The sequence below is a fragment of the Pantoea sp. 1B4 genome, assembly GCF_016925765.1.
Lineage (GTDB): Bacteria > Pseudomonadota > Gammaproteobacteria > Enterobacterales > Enterobacteriaceae > Pantoea > Pantoea agglomerans.
On the sequence record NZ_JAEUWZ010000001.1, the window covers coordinates 3406775 to 3421108 of the forward strand.

Genomic DNA, 14334 nt, shown 5'->3' on the forward strand with positions numbered 1-14334 from the left:
TACGGTCATCATATTCCAGCTTGACGACAGATATGATGATCGTCATATTGATAGCTATTATGACGACCATCATACGAGGAAAAAGAGATGTCACAATCAGGCACAGCTTTAATCACCGGCGCATCCAGCGGTATCGGTGCGACCTATGCAAAACGATTGGCAGCACGCGGTTATGATTTGATTCTGGTCGCGCGCGATCAGGGCCGGCTCACCACCCTGGCTGACGCACTGGCAAAGCAGCACGATATTCGGGTGACGGTTATGGCGGCTGACTTAACGCACGAGCAGGATCTGCAACGCGTGGAGTCGGAGCTCGCGAACAACGCACAGATTACGCTGCTGCTGAACAACGCGGGCATGAACGTTGAGGGTGAGTTTCTGGAGGCGGACATCACACGCATTAACAGCATGCTGGCGTTAAATATTCTGGCACCCACCCGTCTGGCACAGGCGGCTGGCCGGGCTTTCAAAGCGCGCGGAAATGGCATCATTATCAATATCGCGTCGGTGCTGTCGCTGGTGCACGAGATGTTCAACGGCGCTTATAACGCCACTAAGTCTTACGTACTGACTCTGACGCGTGCGATGCAGCGTGAACTTGCAGAGAGCGGTGTGCAGGTACAGGCGGTGTTGCCCGGAGCGACCCGTACGGAAATTTTCGACCGCGCAGGCCAGTCTATTAATGACATCCCGGCTGAAATGCTGATGGACGTTGATGAGATGGTGGACGCCGCGCTTGCCGGACTCGACAGCAAGGAGACGGTAACCATTCCGTCGCTGGAAGATCTGCAGATGTGGCACGACTACGATCAGGCACGTGGCACGATGGTTCCTCATCTTTCACGGAATCAATCAGCATCCCGTTATCGTCAGCGCTGAGCCAGCCATCAGCCATAATGACTGAAGTCCGGTTTCACTAAAGGCGCGGAGAAGCATAATCCGTGCCTGTTTGCGACTTAGGGATCGCGGTTCGCCAGATTTGTTATAGAAATCAGCAGGTAAATCACTGCTGCTTATTTCAGCAACCGATGGCTGAGTGCTGGATTGCCCTGAAGAGATACTTTATAATCCCCGCTCCGCTGGCCCCTTAGCTCAGTGGTTAGAGCAGGCGACTCATAATCGCTTGGTCGCTGGTTCAAGCCCAGCAGGGGCCACCAAATTTAGTGATGTAAATCATGCAGTTAAGCCACTCTACTGAGTGGCTTTTTTTGTTGTCCTATTTATGAGTGTCGAAAAAGTGTCGCATGAGAAAATAGGCTGGCGCTGATAGCATCCGGATCAGCGTCTGGTTCTGATAAGAGGATAGCGGGCAAATTAGGCCCGGAGCCTGGCCGCTATCCTTTTTTGAGATGTATTGCAAAAGTCTAAAACTTAAACAAATAGATGATATTTTTCAGTTAGTTACATTATGAATTTTAAAGAATGGCGGCAAAATGGCGACACAGTTTTTCTTTTAGCCGCCAAAACATTAGGTTGACGTTTAAGCATACATCTTCACGGGAAGTGGCGATTTGCCTGAACGGGATTAACGGAACGGACATAAGAAGCAATGCCCTCACGCTCATATTCATTTGTAGATTTTGCATATGCAATAACAAATTGTACCATTCTCGCTGATGACACTTTTAGATGATCGTGAGAAAGCTCAAGGTTGAATACAGCAATTTTTTTAGATGGCACCTGAGTTTTATCTTTATTAATTTGATAACGTGATTTTTCCAGTGCAGTGCAAAATGAATCAAAAGCATTGTTAATGGCTGTCAAATCCTTGCTTGAAAAAATAATATCGTCCATATAGACCGAGACAAGAACATTATCGCTTTTACAGATTGAATCAAGGACGCGGCCTGCAAATGAATTATGAAGACAAAGTGAGGCCAGGATTGGTGACTGAGGAAAGCCGTATGGAACTGAGAATTTTTTAACGCTTCTGCCTGGAACTCTAACTGTTGATATTTTTGCAATTTTCCTTGCTTTTTCATATGGAAATAGCGTTTTTAACTCTCTGGTCACTCTACTCTGTGAAGTTGATTCAAAAAAAATTGCTAATATCAACCAGTGAAAAGTATTCATTTACTTTGTGCATTTCAGCAGAAGAAACATGACCTCCATTTCTCAGATGGAAGTAATAATCAGGAGATGACCACTTAATTCTAATAACTTTATGAAGTTTTTTTCCAAATAGAGCCATTTCCTTTGAAGGAACATGAACCCATCTATTTTTCTTTATTTCAAATTTATGCTTCCACATGTCCATTGCAAAATAAATTCCTTTTTAAAATATAGTGTGGGACTACGTGAAGGTAGCTTTGAACCTTTTCAATGAACGTAATCAGCTCATTGAGGAAGGTTAGAATTGTTGTAGCAATTCCTAGCACCTTCACTAAGCCAAGTATGTATTTAGACATTCTTGTTCTCTCTATACAATCCTGACGTTTCTTAGCGCAAGCGCATAGCCCAAACTAAATAACCCGGCAACCCCTAAGAGGCCATCCGCAACCTTCGGCAGCTTAGAGTAGCGTAAAGCAGCGTTAAGCAGCGTTAAGCAACGTAAAGCAGCCATAAGGCATGCCGTATAACGGCGAGTGTACAGAGAGGCCGACATATGTCGGCTAACGTCAGGAATTTAAGGATACACGCTGTTTGCAACATTAATAAAGAGAATTTAACTCTGATTTCAATTCTGTATTCTTCCTGAGATAGGATGTCTTCTCCGTTGAAACCGCTTCCCCAGCGATTACCCCGACGCTGGCCACAGCAGTTAATGCGCAAAACTGCATGTTTTCAGGTCTGGCGTTGTTAACCGGTACTGAAGGCTGACAATTAATCTGACGCAAAAAACCATCAAGAATGGTTGGGTCTTCAGTGAGATCGATGATCGCCAGCAGTTCAGGTAATGTCAGTTGGTGCGACTGGTCCGGATTCAGCTTGTTGCGCAGTGTGGCCGGTTGCATTCCTACTTTTTTAGCCAGTTCTGCGATTTTGTGTGCCAGTGAAAACTGGCGGCAGGCATCATCAAGGTAGTTTCGTACTGAAACTTTATAATCGTACATGATTCGCACCTTACGAATTGATAGCCTGGATTACGCGTTAAACGAAACGTTGCATTCGCTTAATGCCATGACAGTGAGAGCGGCCATGTTGACTTCGACCAGCCCTTTTTTTTGCGCTCCTTTGGGCTTTATTGGCAATTTTCCGTATGAAATCAGGTTCTCAGCAGTGCTGCGAGACATGCCAGTGCGGCGGCAATACTCATCAAGGGGGGATGTATGGATCGGGGATCACGATTGTAATGTTGGGACGCATAATGCAAACTCCATTCGTTTAATGGATACGCCAATATCCATCAGTGTCAGCCAATATAGCTTAAAGCTACATAACGGAGACAGGCTATCTCGTAAAAAACTACATATCAATAATCATGTAGCTTTACGCAATGGAGGTGCTTATGCAAAAACGACAATTTGATATGGGTGGCGAGAGTGCTCCAGTTCTAGACCGAGTCCTTGAGGCTTATGGTTTTAGTACAAAAATCATGCTGGCTGATCACTTAGGTATTGCTTCAAGCAGCTTGGCAGGTAGGTATAAACGTGGTGGCTTTCCTGCGGATATTGTTGTTCGTTGCATGGCAGAAACAGGTGCTAATCTGGAATGGTTAGCTACGGGTTGTGGGCCTAAGTTTACTGATGAAGCTTTGGACATACTTAAGTTATCCCGTCGTAAAATTGTTGATGGCCAATTGTATGAAGCGGGATTTTATCTATTGGACAAAGCTTCGTTTCTACCTGGCAGACAAATACCTCAAGAAGCTATATGCGTTGTAGATGGGACCACTCAATACATAGTTGATCAACAGTTTTCAGAAATTTATGACGATGAATGGTTGGTGGAGATAGAAGGAAAAGTCAGCGTCAGGACATTGACTCGAATCCCTATTAAAAAGGTTAGAGTTAGTGGTGTAGGCATGGCTTTTGATTGTTCTATTGAAGATATAAGCGTATTGGGACGCGTTGTACTTACAATAAAATAATAGGGAATATTAAATGTTAAACTACAAAACAGCATCTAAAGAAGATTTGAAAAAAGAAATGAAAAGGCTTGCGTCCGTAGTTTCCGATGCACCTTTTGGTACTAAAAAGGAATTCTATCATCTGCCTGAAATACTTGGAGTAGATGAAACTCCTTTAGCTATTGCCAGTGGAATGATGGATAACAACACTTGGTTGATTACTTTGACCAATAAGCGTGTGATTTTCCTAGATAAAGGAATGCTTTACGGTGTGAAACAAGTGGATATTAACTTGAATAACATCGTAAGTGTTGGTGGTAAAACTGGCCTGCTGCTTGGTGAAATCATGATATCAACAAGTGGTCAGAATTATACCATCAAAAATGTTATGAAGGGTTCAGTTATCCCTTTCACTAATTTAGTAAACGAAACTCGTAATAATCAAAACCAGTCACCAAAGCCAGAACAGCAACAAGCTAAAACATCGTTGTCCTTTGATGAACAAATGGCGAAGATAGAACACCTTGCTGAAATGAAAGAAAATGGAATCCTCACTGATGAGGAATTCCAAGTTCAGAAACAACGAATCCTGAATGGTTAATTATGCCAGTTCGAAAGCATTCTAATGGGCAGTGGATAGCCGATTTTTATACAGTCGATCGGAGCGGCGGCAAAGAAGGTAAGCGCGTTCGTAAAAAGTTCGCAACCAAAGGGGAGGCTCTTGCCTTCGAAAATTATACCCTACAAAAAATTGACGATAGTCCCTGGCTTGGGGAAACCAAGGAACGACGTAAGTTAACGGACTTGGTGCATCTTTGGTATGAACGACACGGCATAACCTTGCAAGATGGCGATAAGCGCAAAAGCTCAATGTTATGGGCAGCTGAATGCATGGGGCATCCATTAGCAACCGAGTTTAACGCGCAGTTGTTCACTACTTATCGAGCTAAGAGATTAGACGGCCAATTTGCCCGTACTACGCGTATAAGCCAGGTTTCACCTCGAACAATGAACCTTGAGCACGCCTACTTTTTAGCGGTTTTTAATGAACTGAAAAGACTTGGTGAATGGAAAGCGCCGAATCCTTTAGAAAATGTTCGCCAGTTCAGAACAGAAGAAAGTGAGATGGCCTATCTAACTGGAGAGCAGATTGATAGGCTCTTAGAGGAAAGCCGCCATAGCTCTGCTAACGATTTGGAAATGATTGTCAGGATCTGCCTGTCTACTGGCGCTCGCTGGGGTGAGGCTGAGAAATTGAAGCGCAGCCAAATCGGTGCTGGAAAGGTCACATTTATAAAAACAAAAGGTAAGCGCAATCGCTCCATTCCTCTTGACCCAAAGATCATAGCAGAATTACCAAAAAAAGAACGGTCCACTTTTTAGCCCATGTTATTACGCATTTAGATCTGCGTTGGAAAGAGCTGGGATAGAATTACCAGCCGGGCAGTTGACTCACGTATTGAGGCATACTTTCGCATCTTACTTTATGATGAACGGAGGAAATATCCTTGTTTTGCAGAGAATACTTGGGCACACCGACATTAAAATGACAATGCGCTATGCTCATTTTGCCCCTAATCACTTAGAAGAAGCCCTGTTGCTTAATCCTTTGGTGCTGAGAAAATGAATATCGAATTAAAAATAACTTTATGGGCTCTTGCTTGTGCATATGCAATTTTAAACTCATTTATTTATTCTTGGTCTTTCTGGTCCGCTTTCGATATCAACATACTCCAATTTGCATCTTTCTCTGATATATTCCCATCAATCTTATACACAATAACAATCCCATGCATCGTAGCTGTTATTGGCTTAGCCTCAGCTGAATTCTGGGACAGGATACAAAGAAAAACTTATAGTATTCTTGGAAGAGAAATATTAGTGTTAGGTAAACATTATAATTACATGCAAACGATAATGAGCATGGCATCTGGAATAACCTTTACTGCATGTAGCTTTATATTAATCGTACTTATTTATATTTACTATAAAAAGCCAGTTTCAGTTCAAGAGTTCGTTTCGAGTGAATTTGGTCAATTTACAATACCTATATTAATATCCTTTATTGCCATTTTTATAATACTTTATAAAACTAATTTCCTAAAAGAGTTAAATTTAAAAAGACAGCTTTGCATAATCATAATTTGCTTTATCCCTAGCGTATGCTTTATATGGGGCCATGTTAATTCTAGTAATATAAAAAATGGGATAGATACCTTTTTTGATTGAATCTGATGGTAAATGCAAATCCCCTTCAGATGTAAAGTATCGATACATCTCATCCATTTCAGATAAAGTTTTTGCAATGTCATTGTCCGACAGCTCAGTCTGTATTTTTAAATATGACTCTCTAAAGCTCACTCCAGAAAACGGGATTGCTCACATGAAGGCACTGCCAATCAACAGCATTTGAGTGTCGCAAAAATGTCGCACAAGCTCAAGGATATTGGTTGTTATTGGCGGATATTGGCCCTTCAAGATATTGATTTTTATATAAGTTATTGTTTTTGCTTTATCTATCATGGTTCTTATAATCGCTTGGTCGCTGGTTCAAGCCCAGCAGGGGCCACCAAATTTAGTCATAAAATACATATATTTAAGCCGCTCATTGAAGCGGTTTTTTTTGTATCTGAATTTCTGAGTGGCGGTAAAGTGGCGGTGCATTTTCCTCAACAGCCTTATCATGCCGCTGCTGATTGCTTTAAGCAGGTGGAACAAAACTACTAAACAAAGCAAAAAACCTCAGAAGTATGTAAAGTAACTCGCTTATCAATAGGGAGAAGCTCTGATAGTTTTTTCCAGCCAAATAAAATTACCGTCTGTATCGTAAATCTGCCACAATCCCGGTGTTTGAAATGGTGAATAGTCGATACTCATACCTGTTCACCATCAACGATAGGCTTTATGCCATTTGTATAAATTGTTGGCAGCTTTCAAAGAATTAATCGTATGTTCATAATGGCTGATAAGTGTAGTAGCGATCCGATTCTTCACTTGCTACCAATCTTGTAACAGGGAGCACGTCACTGTAATTCAAGATAATGAATAATATTATCAGGCTAATATAGGTAGGATTCATAAACTGTATAAAATAGAGGGAAAAGTAAATGCATCACATTCTTGAAATGCTCTCAGATTTGCTTACCAATTGGCCTGTAACAGCAGGGAAGCGAGAGAAAAAGCCAAGAAAAGACAGAAAGAAGATATCAACTCTTCACTACAAACCTATATGCAAGATCACGACTGATCAAAAAAGTAACGATATACCGCAGAAAGATGAGGCCAACTAAGAAAAACATTAATATTTACAAAATCAGTCTTATTACTTGTAAAAGATTTCAGTGGATATGATTAAGATCATAATAACAGCATCTGCTGCTGACCTCTGCCTGGAAATGACGAGACGTCTTTAGCATTACCAGGCAATGTGATAATTTTGACATCGCCTTATAGAATTTAAAAGTGTAGATATAAAAGGTTTAAAAATGAAAGTTCTGTGGAATACTCCTTCTCATTCAAGTACCTAATGAACACCGGACGAAGATATCAAGCCATTAATGAGTAGTAAGCTCCCAGCAATGCTGCGTAAACTCATTGCCATATCGAGCTATTAGTAGCGCTCATATCGATAGCAACCTCTGTATACTCAGGAGTTTCAACTATTTTCCATTTCCCTCTTTTAATTTTTATCTAACCTTTCATTTTTTATAAAAAAAATTAACGTTCTCTTTTGCTGCATCACATTTTAGTAAAGCCACTCCCCCGCCTCAGCGGAATCAATCAGCATCTGAACAGTCAAAGGCTCAGGTTGATGATGATCGGTGCGCAGATATTTTGGCAAAATAGCGTTCGGCAAAAAAAGGGATTCCTGTAGCCGGGAAATAGAGACGAAAATCAAATCGCTTCATATCAACACTAAATAGTTCAGCATACTCTTCAAAAAACTCAGAAGCCTCTTCAGGCAAAACGCAATTTTTACCTGTACTCAGGGATGCATCATCTGGCATTTCCCAAAAGTATTTATTTATCAGACGATGAACATCTTCCACTTTACTCATAACCAGCCTTATCCTTTTTCACCTGTAATCAGCTTATAGCGATGAACAACATTGCGGGTAATAATCGAAAGATCATATGCAGTTAACACAGCGCCAATCCAGGGCATCCAACGTCCAACATATGCCCCGACACTTGTTGTATATGCCCATTCACCGCGCAGCATTTTTTTTCATGTAATAGTACGGCGTTTTTTCTGAAAACGTTGGCGAATAAACATTCGGCTTGCGAGAGAAAGCGGTCTGGTTCAACGTGTATTTTTTTGGGGATCTAACTTACCATAGTCTCAGCTTTCCCGATCAAAGCTTCTGCAGAGGATAATTTTATGTTTAACGCCTGTACGGCCTATACATACTTTCTCCATTACGTAAGCGATGCTTTTAATCGAAGCAGTAATGATCTACGTAGCCCATGCATAATTCGTTAATAAAAATCTAACTAATGATATGCATCACTCTGACTTTGTTAGTCAGCTTTATAGTTTCATTGCTTTTTTTTACAACCACAAAAAAGGCCATAATCTGTGTCACGGCCTTGTTGTTTGATAGCTTAATTACGGATAAAAACACATACCGATCATGCTTCTCCTTTTAGCTTATCCAGCAGGTAAGCAACTAAATAGGCCAGCATGAAGAACCCGAAGAAACCAATAATTTTCCATAGCCAGCCATCAAGTAAAAACAAAGAGAAAAATGCGGCAAATGAGCAAATACCCGTAGAAATGGCTTCAACAACATTTGTGGTTTGTATACCAATGAACTTAACGAATTTAAGAAGAAATGATTTTGCAGAGTTCATTTTGTATCCTTTCACAAATTAATCTATGGCTGTTGATATAAATCAGATAGGGTTCGAGTGGCCTCTCTACGAGGAAATAGACCATATCCAGATTCATTCGTGAAACCTTTGAATAGGTCATTGGAAATCTATTTTGCATCCGTCTTGATGCGACTGAAGCCTCTTCAATCAATCCTTGCACCATGAGAATGTTCAACGAAAGCGACGAGCCAACTCTGACAAACCGCTTAAAGGCCTCAACTGTCAAGATACGAGTTAGTATTCTTTTAGCAATAAATTGGGCCAGGAAAAATTGTGAACCAATCCTTCCCCCCATTCTGCCAGCACCATAACCCAACTTACTATCGATAGCTTGTTTGCTTTCATTATCGAGCTTTGCGTAGAAATCGTTAATCACAATAGTAATCAGTTGCCGGATGGGTTCATGTCTGTCTGCAGTGGCTTTGATTAATCGCATAAACCGTTCAGTTTCTCTTTGATTTCGGTTCTTCAGATCGCTCCCGGCAAGACCGCTTCCCTCCCATGTTCTTACAACTCCCTGATACATGCCTGAAGGGATAGATGACATACCCTCCACGATTCCATAGGCAATTTGCTTTGCATCCATACTTATTCCTTGTAAGCAAATAATGTTCAAGGCTGAGAATATCTAATCTGAAGTAGTAATTCCATTAGCACTCTATTTAAGTTGTTTATGCGTCAGTCATTCTTTTGATCTACTGATTACTAGCGTTATTTATTGATTCAATTAATGAGTACATCAAATGTTCACGATCTATCCAAAAAATTCATGATTAAGGTTATTTTCAATAATAACAATAAGTTAGATTCTTTTTCAGACCATTCTTTAAGATTAAATCACTAAAACTCTTTTTAATTTTTTTAGTTTGGTTTTCCGATAAAAGCCCAATGGCGGTGCGGACTGTCGATGTAGTTTGTAGCAAAATGAAACTGAAAATTTTTATGTTCAGAATTGCACTGCCGGGAGCAGTGCCGCCGATTTTGTCTTCAGGACGATTATTTGCCGGTGTTGACGCGCAGTCAATGTCAGACTATGCGGATACTCTCTTTGTGGTTATCGTGCTCGTGGTGGCCACGCATTAGCGTGGTGCTGCTTACGTTTGGTGCGCTCTGGTGATGGATAATCAAAAACCTGCAGCAATAGCGAGTTATCAGTGTGGATTATTTGCCAATCACGGGCAAATGTCTGGCATTAATCACAGCGGCCTTCTGGCCAATCCACGCAATGTCGCTGCTATTAACTGGCTGGCCGCGATCAAAGGGCTCGTCTTGCTGGCCAGCAAACTGCTGCACAAGCTCCAGGATATCGTTCATCAACTGAGCCACGCTATTCTTTGCTAAGCCAATCCATTAGCGCACTTATCTTCTGCCACGTCCCGACAATGCTCTTACTAACCTAGCCGATTTTTCAGTCAGCGCATGCCAGACCGTAATCACCGCGCTGCCGTCACTCATCTTAAGCACCTGCACGCCTTGGTGAAAATCACTCAGCCGGTTACTCCGTGGTTAGTTCCACTCAGCCAGACGTGCAATCTCGTCATCAGCTGCAATACTGATATCAACCCCATCCTGCAGCGGCTTAGTGGTCCGCTTTGCTTCATCGGTCGCGGCGTCGAGTCGGTTGATAGCTTTCAGCACTGCATTTTCAGCTTCTGGTACCGACTCAGTAGTTTCACCTCTCCCTTTCCCCGATTAACCTCACATTCTCTTACCCACCATTTTCCCTGTAAAAGACGCCACTCATCCTCATTCTGATAACCCGACTAATACCCCGAAGTCACTTTTTAACTCTGCAGAGGGTGTATCAGATTATTTTCATAAACCCGCTATATTTACGGATATGAACAAATGCAGTCCAGATGGGCCAATTGAAATCTGCACAACGTGTGCGCTGAGGTCAGATTCACAATTTTGCAGATTAATTTATTGAACAGAAGAGTATGAATAGATTAGAGGTTTATCATGAAAAGTTCATCGAGTGCTGAACTCTGCTGCCGGGTAATTCGTGGAAGAACCATCATGCCGCTGAAGAAAATTGCGTTGTATCAGGTCGAATTTGAAAATGGCAGATTTGCTGTGTTACGCATTAATAACCTTCTGACGCTTCAGGAAGGCGATATTATCTCAAGAGTTAATGAAGTGTGGTCTGCAGGACCAGATATTATTCAACTTTCACCATTCGAATTTCTCGACCAGGGTGAATCAAAGCGTTATTTCACCGAGTATGAAAGATAATGCATAATTATCAACACATTGAAATTAATGTTACGGATAAATTGCTTCAATGAGGGATAAGGTTAAACAGTATGACTTGCTGCTGCCTGCTGTTCGCAACATAAAAAGACGGCGGACTTTATATAACATACAATGACTTACAGTGAGGGCATAAGACTGCCTGTCCTTTATTCTTTTTAGCTACAGACTGTCTGGAAAACTTTTTACACACCGGACACTGTGTATTGGTTTCGCTGCTGTGTAGCGCGTCGAAGAGAAAGCTCAACCAGGTCATGTCGTTATCCTCTGAAATGTTTCCCTCAGCGTAACACAGTGGAGGTAAATTAATTTTTTTATCTGTCGGCTCTGATGTTAAACAGGGCTAAGGTGAGGAGAAGGCAGCTGTTTATTTTTTTAACTTTATTTTATCGCCATAAAGAAACGCCAGCCGGTTAATCAGGATAGCTACGAATAACGGAAACAGGACTATAATCAATATCATCTACACCTGTTTATCACCTCCAGCCCTTCTTTTGGCTCCTTTTTTGTCATCCTTTCTTTTTTTTCCGGATCCAGCTGCTGCGCAAGCGCAAGGAAATGAGTGTGAAAATAAAACTGACGACGTGGTTCAGCCGGGAAAGTGAATTACCCGATGAGCATTTTCCTTTGTTCCCGACTGAAGGTATTTATCAGGCCCACCGGCCAGATATTTTTTCGGCTGAACAAATGGATAACTACGGCGAAAAATTAGCGAAAACGCATAATCTGTCGGGTGGAAAATGGTCCTACCGACTGTTGCAGCAGCTGGCAGATAATGAACTGTCATTGACGCGCAGCGCAGAGATCCTGAGTGAAGGTGATAAACGCAGCCAGACACCGGCGGCCGTCTGGATACTGGATAATTTTTACATCATTGAAGAGCAGATCCGCCTGGTCCGGCATCTGTTACCGGCAAAATTCGGTAAAGGACTGCCCATGCTGGAGGAGTCGGCTCATTACCTGCGCATCCAGGCTATCGCCGAGGAGATGATTAAGCACAGTGATGGCCGACTGGAAACCAGCGTCCTGCATCCTTTTATCGCTGCCTACCAGCGCGTTACGCCCCTGCTGCTCGGCGAACTGTGGGCCCTGCCTGCCATGTTACGTTTTGCGCTTATCAACAATCTGGCCCGGATTGCAGATGACGTGGCCAGGGTTCATCAGGAACGTAATAAAGCGGAGCAGTGGATCAGCAATATCCTCTCCACTGCTGCCGAAGATGCGTCAAAAGTTATTCTGGTCATCGCTGATATGGCTCGCCAGAATCCGCAGGTTTCCGGCGCTTTCGTCGCTGAACTTGAACGGCGATTAAGTGGCCAGAACAATACTCTGGCGTTAACCTGGGTCGAACAACAACTGGAAAATACCGGCCGGAAAACCTCGGAAGTCATTGAGCAGTTCAACCGGCAGCTGGCCTTGAGTCAGCTCTCTGTCAGCAACAGTATTACCGGCCTGCGGCAACTCGGCGAAATTGACTGGCAGGCCTTTGTCGAATCCGTCAGCCTGGTTGAGAAAGTCCTGCAGCAGGATCCCACCGGGACATACCCGCTGATGCATTTTGACAGTCGTGATGACTACCGCCATGTGATTGAACGTCTGGCACGGCACAGTCGCTTTGATGAACGTGAAGTCGCCCAGGCGGTGCTGACGCTGGCCAGCCAGCCTGATCTTCCCCTGCGTCAGCAGCATGTCGGCTATTACCTGCTGGATAAAGGATTTCAGCAACTGGAACAGCAGCTTGACGTTAAGGTGACGTGGCTGAACAGGAGCCGGCAGCATCTGAGTCAGACTCCTTTACTCTCCTGGTTAGGCAGCCTTTTACTGCTGACAACCGCGTTTACCGCCGAGATGCTCTACAGCACCCATCAGGCGGGCATGGCATCTTTATTGTGGTTGCTGGTGCTGCCCGCCATCATTGTCAGCAGCCAGCTAGCCTTACAGTTGCTGAGCGAGTTAACCACCCGTAGCCGCCATCCCCTTCCCCTGCCCCGACTCGATTATTCTCTGGCGGTACCGGAGCATGACCGCACACTGGTAGTTATCCCCTGTTTACTCAGCAGCAATGAGGGAACAGACGCCCTGTTGCGCTCTCTGGAAATCTGCTATCTCGGTAACGCCTTAACGAATATCAGTTTTGCGTTGCTGACCGACTTTACCGATAGCGCCGAACAGGACCATCATCATGACGCCGCGCTTATCCGTTACGCCGTGCTGAAAACGGAAGCGCTGAATCGGCGCTACAGCGGGGGTAAATCGGATATTGCGCTCTTCTCCCTGTTACACCGTGACCGCACCCATAATATTTCTCAGGGCGTCTGGATGGGGTATGAACGCAAGCGCGGTAAGATCCATGCCCTGAATCGCTGGCTTCAGGGTGAAGAAAACGCCTTCAGCGTCACGGTAGGTGCCACGCAGACGCAGCTGCACAGCGTTAAATATGTGATTACTCTCGACAGCGACACAATACTGCCGCGTGAGACAGCGCATAAGCTGATTGGCGTCATGGCCCACCCACTCAATGCGCCGGTGTTCGACGATGTCAAAAATCGGGTAGTTGAAGGCTATGCCATCCTGCAGCCTCGTCTGGCTGAAGAGATACCGGTTAACGGTCAGAGCCGCTATGCCCGGCTGTGCAGCAGCATTCCGGGGAATGATGCTTACTCCTCACTCTCATCCGATATTTATCAGGATCTGTTTGGTGAAGGCTCATTTGTCGGCAAGGGTATTTACGATGTCGCTGCCTTTAGCCGGGCGATACGCAATACCTGTCCGGAAAATCTGGTGCTGAGCCATGACCTGCTTGAGGGGTGCTATGCCCGCTCCGGTGTGGTCAGTAACGTCGTCCTGTATGAACAATATCCGGATAGTTATCTGAGCGATGTTGCCCGACGATTTCGCTGGGTGCGGGGCGACTGGCAGCTCCTTAACTGGCTACGGTTGCAGGTGCGGCAGGAAGATTGCAGTCGTCAAAAAGAACCCGCTCAGTGCGCTTTCCCGCTGGAAATTAACAGACAATCTGCGCCGCAGCCTGGTAGCGCCTGCCCTGCTGATGCTGGTGTTTATGCTGTGTACGATAGTACCGAACCCGATATTCTGGCTAGGATGCATCATGCTCTTTCTGCTGCTTCCGGGACTGCCAGCGTTGGTAATCGACGGGGTGACGAAAAGTAAAACGCGTGCCTGGCGGCAGCATCTAT

Annotated in this window: 13 protein-coding genes, 1 tRNA gene and 5 pseudogenes; 10 read left to right on the plus strand and 9 right to left on the minus strand. The window is 43.9% G+C overall.

Features of this window, described 5'->3' with window-relative positions; translation table 11 throughout:
* Positions 1-87 precede the first annotated feature (87 nt).
* Positions 88-879: an SDR family oxidoreductase gene (locus tag JNO11_RS16300; protein WP_157353705.1), complete on the plus strand. Its 792-nt coding sequence runs from the start codon at positions 88-90 to the stop codon at positions 877-879.
* 202 nt (positions 880-1081) lie between these two features.
* Positions 1082-1157 (plus strand) — tRNA-Ile (locus JNO11_RS16305).
* Positions 1158-1494: 337 nt separating this feature from the next.
* On the opposite strand, the gene JNO11_RS16310 is transcribed toward JNO11_RS16305, so the two are convergent.
* The 3 genes and pseudogenes from JNO11_RS16310 to JNO11_RS16320 all read right to left on the minus strand — a co-directional run bounded on the left by JNO11_RS16310 (position 1495) and on the right by JNO11_RS16320 (position 3306).
* The gene (locus JNO11_RS16310; protein WP_325177496.1) at positions 1495-2073 is read right to left on the minus strand and encodes a reverse transcriptase domain-containing protein; all 579 of its coding nucleotides are present in this window, start codon (positions 2071-2073) and stop codon (positions 1495-1497) included.
* A 578-nt stretch (positions 2074-2651) separates the two neighbouring features.
* On the minus strand, positions 2652-3053 hold the full coding sequence (locus JNO11_RS16315) for a phage regulatory CII family protein (RefSeq protein WP_325177497.1): 402 nt from the start codon (positions 3051-3053) through the stop codon (positions 2652-2654).
* A gap of 30 nt (positions 3054-3083) precedes the next feature.
* Positions 3084-3306, minus strand: a pseudogene (locus tag JNO11_RS16320) (regulator).
* 142 nt (positions 3307-3448) lie between these two features.
* Here JNO11_RS16320 and JNO11_RS16325 point away from each other — a divergent pair.
* The 5 genes and pseudogenes from JNO11_RS16325 (at position 3449) to JNO11_RS16345 (ending at position 6736) form a co-directional block, all read left to right on the plus strand.
* A complete protein-coding gene (locus JNO11_RS16325) occupies positions 3449-4030 on the plus strand; it encodes a phage repressor protein CI (RefSeq protein WP_325177498.1) in 582 nt (193 codons plus the stop codon).
* A gap of 13 nt (positions 4031-4043) precedes the next feature.
* Positions 4044-4610: a PH domain-containing protein gene (locus JNO11_RS16330; protein WP_325177499.1), complete on the plus strand. Its 567-nt coding sequence runs from the start codon at positions 4044-4046 to the stop codon at positions 4608-4610.
* A gap of 2 nt (positions 4611-4612) precedes the next feature.
* A pseudogene (locus JNO11_RS16335) lies at positions 4613-5636 on the plus strand (tyrosine-type recombinase/integrase).
* On the plus strand, positions 5633-6238 hold the full coding sequence (locus JNO11_RS16340) for a hypothetical protein (RefSeq protein ID WP_325177500.1): 606 nt from the start codon (positions 5633-5635) through the stop codon (positions 6236-6238). Before JNO11_RS16335 ends, JNO11_RS16340 begins: the two are co-directional and overlap by 4 nt.
* 180 nt (positions 6239-6418) lie before the next feature.
* Positions 6419-6736 (plus strand): hypothetical protein, encoded by a 318-nt coding sequence (locus JNO11_RS16345; RefSeq protein ID WP_325177501.1) that lies wholly within the window; start codon positions 6419-6421, stop codon positions 6734-6736.
* 1018 nt (positions 6737-7754) lie between these two features.
* Here JNO11_RS16345 and JNO11_RS16350 read toward each other — a convergent pair.
* From JNO11_RS16350 to JNO11_RS16365, 4 genes and pseudogenes are all read right to left on the minus strand, one after another.
* Positions 7755-8067 (minus strand): annotated as a pseudogene (locus tag JNO11_RS16350) (DUF1493 family protein).
* A gap of 8 nt (positions 8068-8075) precedes the next feature.
* Positions 8076-8321: pseudogene (locus JNO11_RS24835) on the minus strand (STM2901 family protein); the annotation flags it as partial.
* A gap of 320 nt (positions 8322-8641) precedes the next feature.
* Entirely contained in the window at positions 8642-8863 is a 222-nt protein-coding gene (locus JNO11_RS16360) for a hypothetical protein (protein ID WP_050541948.1), read from the minus strand.
* Complete coding sequence (locus JNO11_RS16365) at positions 8835-9470, minus strand: hypothetical protein (protein ID WP_207254068.1); 636 nt, start codon at positions 9468-9470, stop codon at positions 8835-8837. The genes JNO11_RS16360 and JNO11_RS16365 overlap by 29 nt, the downstream gene beginning before the upstream one ends.
* Positions 9471-10000: 530 nt before the next feature.
* Between JNO11_RS16365 and JNO11_RS16370 the strand changes: the two genes are divergently transcribed.
* Positions 10001-10225, plus strand: a complete 225-nt coding sequence (locus tag JNO11_RS16370) for a hypothetical protein (RefSeq protein ID WP_206758783.1) — start codon at positions 10001-10003, stop codon at positions 10223-10225.
* 165 nt (positions 10226-10390) lie between these two features.
* On the opposite strand, the pseudogene JNO11_RS16375 reads toward JNO11_RS16370, so the two are convergent.
* Positions 10391-10543 (minus strand): annotated as a pseudogene (locus tag JNO11_RS16375) (tail fiber assembly protein); the annotation flags it as partial.
* Positions 10544-10846: 303 nt separating this feature from the next.
* On the opposite strand from JNO11_RS16375, the gene JNO11_RS16380 reads away from it, so the two are divergent.
* Entirely contained in the window at positions 10847-11119 is a 273-nt protein-coding gene (locus JNO11_RS16380; protein WP_254072869.1) for a hypothetical protein, read from the plus strand.
* A gap of 118 nt (positions 11120-11237) precedes the next feature.
* On the opposite strand, the gene JNO11_RS16385 is transcribed toward JNO11_RS16380, so the two are convergent.
* Positions 11238-11393: a YnfU family zinc-binding protein gene (locus tag JNO11_RS16385; RefSeq protein ID WP_216844881.1), complete on the minus strand. Its 156-nt coding sequence runs from the start codon at positions 11391-11393 to the stop codon at positions 11238-11240.
* Between the two features lie 308 nt (positions 11394-11701).
* On the opposite strand from JNO11_RS16385, the gene JNO11_RS16390 reads away from it, so the two are divergent.
* Positions 11702-14308 (plus strand): hypothetical protein, encoded by a 2607-nt coding sequence (locus JNO11_RS16390; protein ID WP_325177504.1) that lies wholly within the window; start codon positions 11702-11704, stop codon positions 14306-14308.
* Positions 14309-14334: the final 26 nt, after the last annotated feature.